This is a genomic window from Phyllobacterium sp. T2-21 (assembly GCF_055378485.1).
The window spans coordinates 2,882,539-2,896,665 of record NZ_AP027912.1 but is presented as its reverse complement, the minus strand read 5'-3'; the positions used below and the strand labels follow the sequence as shown (position 1 = coordinate 2,896,665).

General features: G+C 59.2%; 16 protein-coding genes. 9 read left to right on the top strand and 7 right to left on the bottom strand.

All coding sequences use genetic code 11. The features are described 5' to 3' along the window. Positions 1 to 281: 281 nt before the first annotated feature. On the bottom strand, positions 282 to 1,496 hold the full coding sequence (locus ACZ5FP_RS14585) for an NADP-dependent isocitrate dehydrogenase (RefSeq protein ID WP_223612958.1): 1,215 nt from the start codon (positions 1,494 to 1,496) through the stop codon (positions 282 to 284). A gap of 214 nt (positions 1,497 to 1,710) precedes the next feature. Between ACZ5FP_RS14585 and ACZ5FP_RS14580 the strand changes: the two genes are divergently transcribed. Beyond that, a complete protein-coding gene (locus ACZ5FP_RS14580; RefSeq protein WP_464660978.1) occupies positions 1,711 to 2,580 on the top strand; it encodes an RNA methyltransferase in 870 nt (289 codons plus the stop codon). Further along, positions 2,573 to 3,373, top strand: coding sequence for a glutamate racemase (murI, locus tag ACZ5FP_RS14575; protein ID WP_288192477.1), 801 nt, complete (start codon positions 2,573 to 2,575; stop codon positions 3,371 to 3,373). The genes ACZ5FP_RS14580 and murI overlap by 8 nt, the downstream gene beginning before the upstream one ends. Positions 3,374 to 3,415: 42 nt before the next feature. On the opposite strand, the gene ACZ5FP_RS14570 is transcribed toward murI, so the two are convergent. Further along, positions 3,416 to 4,480 (bottom strand): LLM class flavin-dependent oxidoreductase, encoded by a 1,065-nt coding sequence (locus ACZ5FP_RS14570; RefSeq protein WP_464663283.1) that lies wholly within the window; start codon positions 4,478 to 4,480, stop codon positions 3,416 to 3,418. 275 nt (positions 4,481 to 4,755) lie between these two features. Continuing rightward, positions 4,756 to 5,397: an NAD(P)-dependent oxidoreductase gene (locus tag ACZ5FP_RS14565; RefSeq protein WP_464660976.1), complete on the bottom strand. Its 642-nt coding sequence runs from the start codon at positions 5,395 to 5,397 to the stop codon at positions 4,756 to 4,758. Positions 5,398 to 5,546: 149 nt separating this feature from the next. Between ACZ5FP_RS14565 and ACZ5FP_RS14560 the strand changes: the two genes are divergently transcribed. Beyond that, positions 5,547 to 5,963 carry a winged helix-turn-helix transcriptional regulator gene (locus tag ACZ5FP_RS14560; RefSeq protein WP_464660974.1) on the top strand — a complete coding sequence of 139 codons (417 nt, stop codon included), beginning with the start codon at positions 5,547 to 5,549 and terminating at the stop codon, positions 5,961 to 5,963. A 264-nt stretch (positions 5,964 to 6,227) separates the two neighbouring features. Next, on the top strand, positions 6,228 to 6,419 hold the full coding sequence (locus tag ACZ5FP_RS14555) for a DUF3008 family protein (protein ID WP_464660972.1): 192 nt from the start codon (positions 6,228 to 6,230) through the stop codon (positions 6,417 to 6,419). A 19-nt stretch (positions 6,420 to 6,438) separates the two neighbouring features. On the opposite strand, the gene ACZ5FP_RS14550 is transcribed toward ACZ5FP_RS14555, so the two are convergent. Further along, on the bottom strand, positions 6,439 to 7,335 hold the full coding sequence (locus tag ACZ5FP_RS14550) for an extensin-like domain-containing protein (protein WP_464660970.1): 897 nt from the start codon (positions 7,333 to 7,335) through the stop codon (positions 6,439 to 6,441). A 295-nt stretch (positions 7,336 to 7,630) separates the two neighbouring features. Between ACZ5FP_RS14550 and rpsD the strand changes: the two genes are divergently transcribed. The 4 genes from rpsD (at position 7,631) to ACZ5FP_RS14530 (ending at position 11,272) form a co-directional block, all read left to right on the top strand. Then, positions 7,631 to 8,248, top strand: a complete 618-nt coding sequence (gene rpsD / locus ACZ5FP_RS14545; RefSeq protein ID WP_105732437.1) for a 30S ribosomal protein S4 — start codon at positions 7,631 to 7,633, stop codon at positions 8,246 to 8,248. Positions 8,249 to 8,426: 178 nt separating this feature from the next. Continuing rightward, complete coding sequence (locus ACZ5FP_RS14540) at positions 8,427 to 9,356, top strand: glutaminase (RefSeq protein WP_464660968.1); 930 nt, start codon at positions 8,427 to 8,429, stop codon at positions 9,354 to 9,356. A gap of 235 nt (positions 9,357 to 9,591) precedes the next feature. Beyond that, positions 9,592 to 10,455: a tRNA 2-thiocytidine(32) synthetase TtcA gene (ttcA, locus tag ACZ5FP_RS14535; protein ID WP_464660966.1), complete on the top strand. Its 864-nt coding sequence runs from the start codon at positions 9,592 to 9,594 to the stop codon at positions 10,453 to 10,455. Then, entirely contained in the window at positions 10,445 to 11,272 is an 828-nt protein-coding gene (locus ACZ5FP_RS14530) for an inositol monophosphatase family protein (protein WP_464660964.1), read from the top strand. Before ttcA ends, ACZ5FP_RS14530 begins: the two co-directional genes overlap by 11 nt. Positions 11,273 to 11,281: 9 nt before the next feature. Here the strand turns inward: ACZ5FP_RS14530 and ACZ5FP_RS14525 are convergent, their stop codons facing one another. Together ACZ5FP_RS14525 and grxD are read right to left on the bottom strand one after the other, a co-directional pair. Then, positions 11,282 to 12,487 carry a multidrug effflux MFS transporter gene (locus ACZ5FP_RS14525; RefSeq protein ID WP_346305307.1) on the bottom strand — a complete coding sequence of 402 codons (1,206 nt, stop codon included), beginning with the start codon at positions 12,485 to 12,487 and terminating at the stop codon, positions 11,282 to 11,284. A gap of 140 nt (positions 12,488 to 12,627) precedes the next feature. After that, positions 12,628 to 12,960 carry a Grx4 family monothiol glutaredoxin gene (grxD, locus tag ACZ5FP_RS14520; RefSeq protein WP_105732441.1) on the bottom strand — a complete coding sequence of 111 codons (333 nt, stop codon included), beginning with the start codon at positions 12,958 to 12,960 and terminating at the stop codon, positions 12,628 to 12,630. Between the two features lie 175 nt (positions 12,961 to 13,135). On the opposite strand from grxD, the gene ACZ5FP_RS14515 reads away from it, so the two are divergent. Further along, positions 13,136 to 13,879, top strand: a complete 744-nt coding sequence (locus ACZ5FP_RS14515) for a phosphodiester glycosidase family protein (protein WP_464660962.1) — start codon at positions 13,136 to 13,138, stop codon at positions 13,877 to 13,879. Between the two features lie 13 nt (positions 13,880 to 13,892). Here ACZ5FP_RS14515 and ACZ5FP_RS14510 read toward each other — a convergent pair whose 3' ends face one another. Further along, positions 13,893 to 14,126 carry a BolA/IbaG family iron-sulfur metabolism protein gene (locus ACZ5FP_RS14510; protein ID WP_223612969.1) on the bottom strand — a complete coding sequence of 78 codons (234 nt, stop codon included), beginning with the start codon at positions 14,124 to 14,126 and terminating at the stop codon, positions 13,893 to 13,895. Position 14,127 lies beyond the last annotated feature (1 nt).

The window sequence follows — 14,127 nt, the reverse complement described above, 5'->3', positions numbered from 1 at the left end:
ATTTCTGCGGATGGGCGGCGAGGGACGGGGAGATAAGGAGATCGGTTGATCAGGATATCGGCGAAAGAAATTGCGGGATAACCGGATGATCGGATGAGGAGTCCGGCCAACCGGAGGGCCCGTGACAAGCGCTGCCGGATCGGCAAACCGCAGGGAGAGGGACCTGCCGGGAAAGCTGGGGAGAGGAACGAACCGGCCGGAAGGCCAGGCGATCAAAGAAAAGCCCCGGCGAACCGGGGCTTGTGTTGTTTGATGGCGATGCCTGATCAGGCAGCCCCAGATCAGGCAGCCATGGCCTTGCGCAGGTTCTCGTCGATCTTGTCGAGGAAACCCGTGGTGGACAGCCAGGGCTGGTCCGGACCGATCAGCAGCGCCAGATCCTTGGTCATGTAACCGGATTCAACCGTATCGACGCAGACTTTTTCCAGCGTGTTGGCAAAGCGGTCGAGTTCGGTGTTGCCGTCGAGCTTGGCGCGGTGGGCAAGGCCACGCGTCCAGGCGAAGATCGAGGCGATGGAGTTGGTCGAGGTTTCCTCGCCCTTCTGGTGCTGGCGGTAGTGGCGTGTCACGGTGCCGTGGGCGGCTTCCGCTTCCACCGTCTGGCCATCCGGCGTCATCAGCACGGAGGTCATCAGGCCGAGCGAGCCAAAGCCCTGTGCCACGATGTCGGACTGCACGTCGCCGTCATAGTTCTTGCAGGCCCAGACATAGCCGCCGGACCATTTCAGCGCCGAGGCAACCATGTCATCGATCAGGCGATGCTCATAGGTGATCTTCTTCTCGGCGAACTTGTCCTTGAACTCGGCATCGAAGACATCCTGGAAAATGTCCTTGAAGCGGCCGTCATAGGCTTTGAGGATGGTGTTCTTGGTCGAGAGATAGCAGGGGACGCCGCGGTTATAGGCATAGTTGAGCGAGGCGCGGGCAAAGTCGCGGATGGAATCATCCAGATTGTACATGGCCATGGCAACGCCGGCGCTTGGCGCATCATAGACGTCGTGTTCGATGGTCTTGCCGTCTTCGCCGACAAACTTGATCGACAGCTTGCCCTTGCCGGGGAACCGGAAATCGGTGGCGCGGTACTGATCGCCGAAGGCATGGCGGCCGACGATGATCGGCTGGGTCCAGCCGGGAACCAGACGGGGAACGTTCTTGGCAATGATCGGTTCGCGGAAGATAACGCCGCCGAGAATGTTGCGGATCGTGCCGTTGGGCGACTTCCACATCTTCTTCAGGCCGAACTCCTCAACGCGCTGCTCGTCGGGCGTGATGGTGGCGCACTTGACGCCGACGCCATACTGCTTGATTGCATTGGCCGCATCGATGGTCACCTGATCGTCGGTCGCATCGCGATGTTCGATGCCCAGATCGTAATATTTCAGGTCGATGTCGAGATAGGGATGGATCAGCTTGTCTTTGATATACTGCCAGATGATGCGGGTCATCTCGTCGCCGTCAAGTTCGACGACCGGGTTTGCAACCTTGATCTTTGCCATGAATATTCAGCCTCTTTATTACTGGTCTGGGAATGCCAGCATCGGTTTTCATTGAGGGTTCGCGCCCCTATAGCACTCGCAAACCAGAACGCAAAGACTGGCTTTAAGTGTTTAATCGCAATCTTGGCGGAATATGAGCCGGGCATAGGCCCGATGCGCGATTGCCCGTTGAAAAAACGCGTTGTATGAGGGCGGCATTCACAATGGATTGATCATGGCAGGTACAGACAGACAGCGCACACTCATTGCCGAAGGGCCGGCGATCATCCTGGTCGAGCCGCAATTGCCGGAGAATATCGGCATGGTGGCGCGGGCCATGGCCAATTTCGGGCTGGCGGAGCTGCGCCTCGTCAAGCCGCGCGAGGAATTTCCCAACGACAAGGCACGCTCCGCCGCAAGCCGTGCCGACCACATCATCGATGGGGCGAAGGTCTATGACGATCTGCCGTCGGCTATCGAGGATCTGCATTTCGTCTATGCGACGACGGCGCGGGAACGCGATGCCTTCAAGCAGGTGCGCGGACCCGTCGAGGCGGGCCAGACGCTGCGCCAGCGCTTCAACCGGGGCGAGAAAACCGGGATTCTTTTCGGGCGTGAGCGCTTCGGCCTCAATAATGACGAAGTCAGCCTCGCCGATGAGCTGGTGACATTTCCGGTCAACCCGGCATTTTCGTCGCTGAACATCGCACAGGCGGTTTTGCTCATGTCCTATGAGTGGATGAAGTCAGGGTTGGAGAAGGAAACGGACACGGCCTTTCGTGGTCCCGAACTCGAGCCCGCGCCGAAGGAACAGCTGCAGGGCTTTTTCAACCATCTGGAAGATGCGCTGCAGGCGCGCGGCTATTTCCGGCCCATGGCCCGCAAGGAGATCATGGTCAACAATTTGCGCGGCGTGCTGACCCGTGCGGGCTTTTCCGACTCGGAACTGAAGCTGTTGCGGGGTGTCGTTGTCTCGCTGGATTATTTCAGCCCGAAGACGCCGCGCGGCTCCGGTGCACCGGAAGGGCGCAAGCGGGAAAAACCGGCGGCCAGGAAAACGGCCGCCAAGCCAGCGGGACGCGAGGACATACCAGGCGATGAATGACACAGCGGACCGGCCGATCATTGCGTTTGACAGCGGCATTGGCGGCTTGACCGTCCTGCGCGAGGCGCGGGTGCTCATCCCCGACCGGCGCTTTGTCTATATCGCCGACGATGCCGGTTTCCCCTATGGCGACTGGGATGAAGAGCCGCTGCGCGCCCGCATTCTCGGCCTGTTCGAGGGCTTCATTGCCACGTACGATCCGGAGATCGTGATCATTCCCTGCAATACGGCGTCGACGCTGGTGCTGGACGATCTGCGCCGGGCCTTTCCGGCCGTGCCTTTTGTCGGCACTGTTCCCGCCATCAAACCGGCGGCAGAGCGCACCTCGTCTGGCCTCATCACCGTTCTGGCAACGCCGGGCACCGTCAAGCGCGCCTATACGCGTGATCTCATCCAATCCTTCGCCACGAAATGCCATGTGCGGCTCGTCGGCAGCCAGAATCTGGCGCGCATGGCGGAAGCGCATATTCGCGGCGATCATCTCGACGATGCGGCGATAGAAGCGGAAATCGCGCCGTGCTTTGTCGAAATGGATGGCAAGCGCACCGATATCGTCGTTCTGGCCTGCACGCATTATCCGTTTCTGGCCAATGTGTTCCGCCGCCTTGCGCCGTGGCCGGTGGATTGGCTCGATCCGGCCGAAGCGATCGCCCGCCGCGCCTTGTCGCTGCTCAAGCCAAACGGTGCGGGCAGCGAACCGGAACATGGCGACGACATTGCCGTGTTCACCTCGGGCAATCCCGACTTCTCCACGCGGCGCCTGATGCAGGGTTTCGGGCTCGCCATGGCTTGATTTTCAGTGAACGGCGGGACCGAAGCCCCGCCGTCATTGGCTCTATGCCAATGCCGTTTCTTCCGCCTTCACGGGCTGGCCAAGCTCCTTGCGGATGACCGGGGCAACCTTTGTTCCGAACAGCTCGATGGCCTTCAGCGTGTTCCTGTGCGGCAGGCTGCCCAGATCGATCTGCAGCAGGAAGCGATCATGCTTGAAGTAGCTGTGCTGCAGCATGATCTTGTCGATGACCTCCTGCGGTGAGCCGACCAGAAGGGCACCGCGCGGCGTGCGGCCCGCTTCGAACTGCGCCCGGTTGCTTGGCGGCCAGCCGCGTTCGCGGCCGATCTTGTTCATCACCACCTCGTAGGACGGCCAGTAGCCATCCGCTGCGGCCTGCGATGTCTCGGCGACATAGCCGTGCGAGTTGATGCTGACCTTCAGCGTCTCCGGCGCATGACCAGCCTTGGCCCCGGCTTCACGGTAGAGATCGACCAGCGGAGCAAAGCGATGCGGTTCGCCGCCGATGATGGCAACGGCGAGCGGCAGGCCGAGCGTGCCCGCGCGGATGACCGAAGCAGGGGTGCCGCCAACGGCAATCCATACGGGCAGCGGGTTCTGCAGCGGGCGCGGATAAACGCCGAGATTGCTGATCGGCGCACGCAGATTGCCTTTCCAGGTCACGCGTTCGCTGGCACGCAGTTTCAACAGGAGATCGAGCTTTTCCGTGAACAGCTCGTCGTAGTCGTTGAGGTCATAGCCGAACAGTGGGAAGGACTCGATGAACGAGCCGCGCCCCGCCATGATTTCTGCACGGCCCGAGGAGATCAGGTCGAGCGTCGCATATTCCTGGAACACGCGAACCGGGTCTTCCGAGCTCAAGACAGTCACGGCGCTGGTCAGCCGGATGTTCCTGGTGCGTGCAGCACCCGCCGCCAGAACCACGGCCGGCGTGGAAATGACGAAATCCGGGCGGTGATGCTCGCCGATGCCGAACACGTCGAGGCCAACCTGATCCGCCAGCTCCATCTCTTCCAGTAGGTTCTGCATGCGCTGGTGCGCATCGATGGCAACGCCGCTCGTCGGGTCGGGGCTCATGCCCGCAAATGTATAGATGCCGAGTTCCATGATCTTCACCTTCATGTCTTGTGTTGCTGCTTAGGTAAGCACAGCCCGGTTGCTTGTGAAGAACGCACATTGGGGTTGCCGAGGCACCAAAAGGAAACCGCCCCGGAAGGGGCGGTCTGCATAATGTTACGGTGCGTGGTTCGACAAGCTCACCATGAGGGAGTGGGAGGATTGCAGGGAGCCAGATTCTGCAACGTTCATGATTGTCATTCCAGCCAAATCACCTCCCTCATGGTGAGCTTGTCGAACCACGCACCATGATCGTGCAATCGATATCAGTATCCGACGGTGAAACGCTGCCTGACGTGTTTTGGCGTCCCGGCTTCATCGAGAATGGCGACGGCAAGGTCAGCCACGCTGACGGTGCTGTGGCCTTCGGCGTTGACCACGGGATTGTCCTTGCCAAGCCGGTAGGTGCCGGTGCGTGGGCCGGGCACGAGGGCGAACGGCGGAGAGACGAAGCTCCAGTCCAGACCGTTTTCCGTCTTCAGGTCGTTCAGGGCCTGCCGGGCACCGAGGGCGCCTTCACGATATTCGGCAGGAAAATCAGGGCCATCGACAAATTGCTTGCCTTCCTGATTCAACAGGCTGCCGGCGCCGCCGACGACGATCAGGCGCTTGACGCCCGCCTGCTTGGCGGCCTCGGTGATTGCCTTGCTCGCCTTGATATGAATGGCCTGAATATCAGGCTCGCCCCAGCCCGGATTGTAGGCCGAGACTACGATGTCGTGGCCCTTCAGCTTTTCAGTGAGGTCGGCGACATCGAGCACATCCGCCTTGACGGCCTTGACGCCCTCGCGCTTTTCAACCTTGTCGGCATTGCGAACGAGCGCTGTCACGCTATGGCCGCGCGAGACAGCTTCCGGCAGAAGTTCCTTGCCAATGAAGCCGGTGGCGCCGATCAGTGCGATTTTCATTTTGATCTCCTGGGTGCTTGGGTACGGTTTGTTTTCTGGTTACTATTGATAACCATCTATGCTAGAAGTTGCTTCCTGTGAAGAACGCACTTTTTCCGTTTCAGGGAACACGGAAGTAACCTGCCTGGAGACACTGGAGATTTTATCCGATGAGTATACATGCGAAACCCGATGGCGATGTGCCCCTGCTGTCAACCTCGGCCGCGATGGTCGCCGACAGTGCAGGCAGATGTCCGATGCGGGAAGTGCTCGACATTGTCGGCGACAGCTGGAGCCTTCTGGTGATCATCAATCTTCAGGACGGTCCGCGCCGCTTCAATGTGCTGCGCCGCATGGTGGAGGGGATTTCGCAGCGCATGCTGACGGTCACGCTGCGTTCGCTGGAGCGTGACGGTCTGGTGTTGCGCACCGTCAAGCCGACATCGCCGCCGGAGGTCACCTATGCGCTGACCCCGATCGGCCATTCGATTGCCGTTCCCATCGGTGCGCTGGGCGACTGGGCGGTGAAAAATCGTGATCATTTGCGGCAAGCCCGCACGGTTTTCGACGAGGCGCAGCAGGGATAGGGATTCAGACACTCTGCTGCATCGGATGTTGTGCGTGGTTCGACAAGCTCACCATGAGGGAGAGGGGGGTGGCTGCAATACAAATCTCAGCCATTGCAGCACATGGCAATTATCCGTGCTGGAGAATATAGTTCCCTGCAATCCTTACTCTCCCTCATGGTGAGCTTGTCGAACCACGCATGATGGTTTTGCAGGTTGCTGTCTCGGAACCCTCCCGCAGCACGAGCGTTGTTTCCCTGTAGGAAACTGACAGGGAGACGGACAATGCCTGCAAAATCCCAGGCGCAGCAGAAGGCAGCAGGGGCCGCCTTGTCGGCCAAGCGTGGTGAAACCCGGAAAAGCCAGCTCAAAGGTGCATCGAAGAGCATGTATGAATCGATGAGCGAAAAGCAGCTGGAAGAATTTGCCGAGACGGCGCGTAAAGGTCTGCCCGAGAAGGTCAAGCCAAAGACATGACATGGCGGCGCATCTGCCGCTACTGGCAGATGCGCGCCTTGCATGCCTTGCCGTGGCAGCCGAGATCAAGATGCAGATTGCCCTGATGCGCGGCGTCACCCTCCGGTCCGATCACCGTCATGAACCGCTCGCAGCTCGTCTTGTGGATCGAGCGCCAGAAGTCCTGCTCTTCCGGCGTGCCTTTCCAGCCGGAGCCGAGTTCCGTGGTTTTGCCGTTGGTGAACTTGAATGAAACGATATCGAGCGCATTGGCAAAAGCGTGTTCCGATACGCGGCCCTTATTGCCGTTGTTGACCTTGCGGCACTGGTAGTCCGAACCGGTTGCAATGCTTGCGATCCCGGCGCCGAAGGATGCCTGCGCGGCTTTCTCCACATCGCCGATCCAGCCGGCGAGCGTTCCGGCCATGGTGCAGTTGGTGGTGATGGGCGCGGCAAACTTTACAGGATTGTCCTTGCCGATGGCGGTGATCCTGAGCGGCGAGCGTTCGCCGCAGGTGCCTTCGGCAAGCGGCGGGACGATTTCGCCCTGGACATCGCCGTTCATCAGCGCGGGGCAGGCATTCTGGTATACCCGGTCGGGCGATGTTGCGGGATCGGCTTTCTCCGCCGTGTCCTCGTCATCCGGCTTTGAATCAGCCTTGGCATCCGCCGGACGATCCGGGCCGAACTGTTCCGCCGGTTTTACCTCGGGCTTTTCTTCCGGTTTGGGCGCTTCTTGTGCAGGTTCGCTGCCCGGTTTGCTTTGCGGGACCGGTGGTACAACGGGTAGCGCGGGCCGGCTGGTCGCATTGTGATGCCGCCGCTGGCGCGCATCGGCAATGTCAGTCGTGCCGAGCAAAGCCGTTGTTGCAAAACATGCGGTGAGGGATAAAAGGATCAATGTCGAGCAGCGCGACTGCTGTAAGGATAGGGTCATTTCCGGCTCCACTCCTGTTAAGCGTCTAGCCTAACGTCTGATGCGCCGGATCGGTTTCAAACTTTATAAACCCGTGAAATGCGCCGTCTCGCTTGACATCGCGAAACCTTCACACTAGAAGCCACCCCAGCGCAGGGCTTAACAGCTCTGCGTTTCATTTGACGTGTCCCGTGAGTGATTTCGCAAAGCGTGCGTGAATCATTCTGTCAGTCTTCAAAAACAGGAGGCAGAGGAGGGCGCGTTTCCTTGAATCGGGGCGCAAGCTTCGATTTGTGTTTGGTTGAAAGGAAATGCGATGAGCAAGCGCGAATCGTCCAAGTATAAAATTGATCGCCGTATGGGCGAAAATATCTGGGGCCGTCCGAAGTCCCCGGTTAACCGTCGTGAATATGGTCCCGGCCAGCACGGCCAGCGCCGCAAGAGCAAGCTTTCCGATTTCGGCGTACAGCTGCGCGCCAAGCAGAAGCTCAAGGGCTTCTACGGCGACATCTCGGAAAAGCAGTTCCGCAAGACCTACGAAGAAGCCGCCCGCCGCAAGGGCGATACCGGCGAACAGCTGATCGGCCTGCTCGAGTCGCGCCTGGATGCAGTGGTGTACCGCGCCAAGTTCGTTCCGACGATCTTCGCTGCGCGCCAGTTCGTCAACCACGGCCACGTCAACGTCAACGGCCGCCGCGTCAACATCCAGTCCTACATCTGCAAGGCAGGTGACGTGATTGAAGTGCGCGAAAAGTCGAAGCAGCTCGTGATCGTTCTGGAAGCCGTTCAGCTTGCTGAGCGTGATGTTCCTGAATATCTCGAAGTTGATCACAACAAGATGGTTGCCAAGTACACCCGCGTTCCGGCCTTCTCCGATGTGCCATACGCCGTACAGATGGAACCGAACCTGGTTGTCGAATTCTATTCGCGGTAACGCATAACCCCAAAAATCTTCTTGAATTTTTGGAAAGGATTATGCGTCACTCATGTTGGTACTGCGTCCTTTATGCGTCCAATAGGACGCATGGCGCAGTACGCAGTTCTGAGTTTAAGAAAAGCCGCCCCGAGAAATCCGGGCGGCTTTTTTTGTCTTATCCCTTGCCGGAGCGCGCATGACCGATCTTCAGGATGTCGTCGATAGTGTCTATCAGGATCTTGCCAGCCGCATCGGCGAGGGCAAGCTGGCGGATTACATTCCGGAACTGGCCACGGTCGATCCGAGACAGTTCGGGCTGGCCCTGTGCACCGTCGATGGTCAGGTGCATACAGCAGGCGATGCGGATACGTCCTTTTCCATCCAGAGTATTTCCAAGGTGTTCACGCTGACGCTGGCGCTCGGCAAGATCGGTGACGGGTTGTGGAAGCGCGTTGGCCGCGAGCCCTCGGGCAATGCCTTCAATTCCATCGTCCAGCTGGAGCAGGAGAAGGGCAAGCCGCGCAATCCGTTCATCAATGCCGGAGCGATCGCCGTGGCCGATGTCGTCCTGGCAGGGCATCTGCCGAAGGAGGCAATCGGTGAAATCGTCCAGTTCATCCGCTATCTCGCCGATGACGAGACCATCGCCATCGACCACGATGTGGCGCGGTCGGAGACCAATACGGGTTATCGCAATGTGGCACTGGCCAATTTCATGCGCTCCTTCGGCAATCTCAACCATCCGGCCGAACACGTGCTTGGCGTCTACTTCCACCATTGCGCGATTGCCATGTCCTGCCGGCAACTGGCCCATGCGGGGCTGTATCTGGCCTCGGCGGGCCGCAATCCGCTGAGTGGCGGCAGTGTTGTGTCATCGGGCCGGGCACGCCGCATCAACGCCTTGATGCTGATGTGCGGGCACTATGATGGCTCGGGCGATTTCGCCTATCGCGTCGGCCTGCCCGGCAAGAGCGGCGTTGGCGGCGGAATTCTCGCCATCGCGCCGGGCAAGGCATCGATTGCCGCGTGGTCGCCGGGGCTGAACGAAAACGGCAATTCACTGCTTGGTTCGGCTGCACTGGAACTGCTGGCGCAACGGACAGGCTGGTCGGTGTTCGGGCATTAGGGTGGTTTTCACCCCCCTCTGGGTTGCCACCCATCTCCCCCACAAGGGGGGGATCACATCGGCATTGGGGATATCGCGTCATTTTCAGCGTTGAAGATTAACTGAAACAATTGTGAAGGCTGATCTCCCCCCTTGTGGGGGAGATGGGTGGCAACCCAGAGGGGGGTGATTGAGCCGCAATCATCCCTTGCCTTCGCCTTCAAGCCAAGGCAATGAAGGCGCCAGAGGTGTTACGATGACCATTCACGATCAGGAATTGACCGATGCTGCCGGTTGCCACCCGATGTTTCTCGGGGTGCCGTCCAGCGTCGAGTTCAACAAGCTGCGCAAGCGCCTGTTGCGCAATACGCGGCAGGCCATCGACGATTTCGCCATGGTCAAGCCCGGCGAGCGCTGGCTGATCGGGCTTTCCGGCGGCAAGGATTCCTACGGGCTCCTCGCATTGCTGCTCGACCTGAAATGGCGGGGCCTGCTGCCGGTGGAACTGCTGGCCTGCAACCTCGATCAGGGACAGCCGAATTTCCCCAAGCATATCCTGCCGGATTTCCTTGCGAAGAACGGCATTGAGCACCGCATCGAATACAAGGACACCTATTCGATCGTCACGGACAAGGTGCAGGAAAACCAGACCTATTGCTCGCTTTGTTCGCGTCTGCGGCGCGGCCATCTCTACCGTGTGGCGCGGGAAGAGGGCTGTTCGGCGCTGGTGCTCGGCCATCACCGCGAGGACATTCTCGAAACCTTCTTCATGAACCTCTTCCATGGCGGCAGGCTGGCAGCGATGCCGCCGAAACTGCTCAATGACGAGGGCGATGTCATGGTGCTGCGGCCGCTCAGCTACTGCGCTGAGGACGATCTGGAAAAGTTTGCCGCGGCGATGCAGTTTCCGATCATCCCCTGCGATCTCTGCGGCAGTCAGGACGGCCTGCAGCGCAACATGATGAAGGCAATGCTGACCGATATCGAAAAGCGCATGCCGGGCCGCAAGGAAATCATGATCCGCGCGCTTGCCAATACGCGACCGAGCCATCTTCTCGACCGGAGCATCTTTGACTTTGCCGGTCTTGCCACACACGGAGCCGAAGCCAGTGCAGTTTAATGACAATGACATCGATTGGTTGAGTGATCTGCTTGCCGCCGTTGCGGTTCAGGAAATCATGCCGCGCTTTCGCCAGCTCGGCACCGGCGATATCAAGCAGAAGACCTCGGCGCTTGATCTGGTGACGGAAGCCGACACCAGCGCCGAACGGGTGATCACGGCGCGGCTGCGCGAGCGTTATCCCGATGCCTTCGTGCTGGGCGAAGAAGCCTGCGAACTCGATGCATCGCTGCTCGGCAAGCTGAAGGACGCGCCGCTGGCTTTCATCATCGACCCGGTCGACGGCACCTATAATTTTGCCACCGGCGTGCCGCTGTTCGGCGTGATGCTTGCGGTCGTGGTCAATGGCGAGACGGTAGCCGGGATTATCCACGATCCCGTCGGCAAGGACTGGATCATCGGCGTCAAAGGGGCGGGAAGCCACATCCGCTCGGCCTTTGATATCAGGCAGAACGTGTCTGTCGCGCCGCCAGCAGCGGTCAGCGAGATGCTGGGGGCCATTTCATGGCAGTTCCTGGCCGATCCCCTGCGGTCGACGCTGGCGCGCAACCATGCCAAGTGCAAGGCATCGTTCGGTTTCCGCTGTGCCGCGCATGAATACCGGTTGATTGCTTCGGGCAATGCGCATTTCGCCATCTTCAACAAGCTGATGCCGTGGGATCATCTGGCCGGTGTTCTCATCCATCAGGAAGCGGGCGGCCATGCAGCCCGCTTCGATGGTTCTGCCTATCTTCCAAGGCATCTGGACGGCGGCCTGCTGATTGCGCCCGACAAGGCGAACTGGCAGGATTTGCGCCGGACTCTTTGGTCCGAATAATCCGCGGATCTAAACCCGCGGATTGTGAGGATGGAAGAGCTTGCCCTTCTCGGCAATCAGCACGAACATCAGACCGATCACCGAAACAACGAAGAAGCCCATGACCAGCGGCAGGGTTGTCCCGTCATAGGACTGGCCGATGATGGCGCCGATGGCGCCGCCGCCTGCCGTTCCCATAAACCCAAGCACTGACGACGCCGTGCCGGCGACATGGCCGAGCGGCTCCATGGCAAGCGCATTGAAGTTGGAGCCGATCCAACCGAACTGGAACATCGCCATGGCGAAGAGCAGGAGGTAGATCGGGAACGGTGTCGGATGCGGACCGAATATGGTCAAGAGCAGCCAGACCGTGTTGATCGTCAGGAAGCCCATCAGCGCACCATGCGACAGGCGGCGCATGCCGAACCGGCCGACGAAACGCGAGTTCACGAAGGACGAAAACGCCATCATGATCGCGATGGATGAAAACGCCACCGGGAACCAGATGCCGAGATCATAGATGCCGATATAGATCTGCTGGGCCGAATTGATGAAACCGAACAGCGAGCCGAACAGGAAGGCGCTGGCCAGCGTATAGCAAAGCGCCACCCGGTTGGTCAGAACGATCTTGAAGCCCTGCGCCACCGATGCCAGCGTAAACGGACGCCGGTCGGCGGGATCAAAGGTTTCCGGCAGGCGGAAATACATCCAGACGGTCACAGCCGCCGCCACGACAGCCATGAACATGAAGATCAGGTGCCAGTCGCCGAACAGCATGACGGCCTGACCCGTGCCCGGTGCGATAACCGGTACGATCATGAACACCATCATGATCAGCGACATGACTTCGGCCATCTGCCGCCCGCCATAGACGTCACGGACGATGGAAATGGTGATGACGCGGGTGGCGGCCGAACCGATACCCTGGATCAGGCGGAAGAGAAGCAGGGAGGCAAAGCTTGGCACGAAGGCCGCGCTGGCTGCGGCGATGACATAGACAACCAGACCGAACAGAAGCGGCTTGCGGCGGCCGAAGCGATCGGACAGCGGACCATAGAACAGCTGCGATACCGAGAAGCCCAGCAGATAGGCTGAAATCACGTATTGCCGGTGGTTTTCATTCGTTACGCCAAGGCTTGCGCCGATCTGCTGCAAGCCGGGCAGCATGATGTCGATGGCAAGCGCGTTGATCGCCATGAGCATGGCCATCATTCCGATGAATTCGACCTTGCCCATGCCCATCAGGCGCGGCGCTGTCGTTGGTGTGGTGGTATCCATTATGAGACCTGCAAAACAAAGACAAAGGCGTCGGAATAGCCGACGCCTTGAGAAAATGATTCCGGATTTCCCCGGAACCGATTGAAACTGTTGCGTAGTCAGGCCGCCTTGGTGGCGATGCCTTTTTCGCTGAGCAGGGTTTGTAGCTCGCCTGCCTGGAACATTTCACGGATGATATCACAACCGCCGACGAATTCGCCCTTCACATAAAGCTGCGGGATGGTCGGCCAGTTGGAATAATCCTTGATACCCTGACGCAGCTCATTGGAGGTCAGAATATTCACGCCTTTGTAATCGACGCCGATGTAGTCAAGAATTTGCACGACCTGGCCCGAAAAGCCGCACTGCGGAAAGCCCGGCGTTCCCTTCATGAAAAGGACGACGTCGTTGCTCTTGACCTCATTGTCGATAAATTCATTGATACCGCTCATTTCGGCAACCTTTCATACCAAATGACAACGAATCGTCATCAATGGTCCAAATTGATCTCGTTTAAACAAATAGCGCTTCAAATCTGGCAAAACAAGGCTGGTCACTGTGTCATCTCGTATCATTATAGCGGTCAGCTTCGTCGTTCTGGCAATTTTGGGAGGAATTTTCTGGTTCATGCGCCCGGTATCACCGCCCAAGCCTGCCCCCAACCCGCCGATCAATATCTCCGATGGCGATCTGCCCGACATTTGCCGGAAGATGACCTTCGAGGATGTCGATTCCATCGTCTGCGAGATCGACCTGCGCTCGCATCGCATCGATCTGGTGCGCACGGGAACCGACGGCGAACCCTACGGATCGCTGAAGACGTTCATGGAATCCCGTCTGCTGGACACACGCCCGATCCTGGCGATGAATGCCGGCATGTATGAAAAGGACCTTTCTCCGGTCGGCCTCTATGTCGAGGATGGCAAGGAGACATCGGAACTGCAGACCGATGACGGCGACGGCAATTTCTACATGAAGCCGAACGGGGTTTTCTTCATCGGGAAGGACGGTTCCGCCGGCATTCTGGAAACAGCGGCGTTTGATGCGGCAAGACCCGATGTCCGCATCGCCACCCAGTCGGGGCCAATGCTGGTCATCAACGGGCAGGTGCATCCGCGGTTCGAGCCGAACGGAACATCACGCCTGATCCGCAACGCCGTCGGCGTTCGTGACGCCAATACGGTCATTCTGGCAATATCCATCGAGCCGGTGAGTCTGGGAAGTTTCGCCCGTCTGTTCAGGGACGGGCTGAATTGCGCCAACGCGCTCTTTCTCGACGGTACGATCTCGGCAGTCGCCAATAACCGCAAGACCCTGATTGGCGGGATCGACCCGGTGGGGCCGATTCTCGCCGTGTTCGCAAAGAAGTGATTACTCGAAGTGATTATTCCGGGGCGCTGGTCTGCAGGGCGAGGGCGTGCAGGACGCCCCCCATATTGCCCTTGAGCGCATCATAGACCATCTGGTGCTGCTGAACGCGCGACTTGCCGCGAAAACTCTCGGCGACGACTTCCGCGGCATAGTGATCACCATCGCCTGCCAGATCGCGAATGGTCACCTGCGCGTCAGGAATCGCGTCCTTGATCATTTTCTCGATGTCGCGCGCGTCCATAGCCATG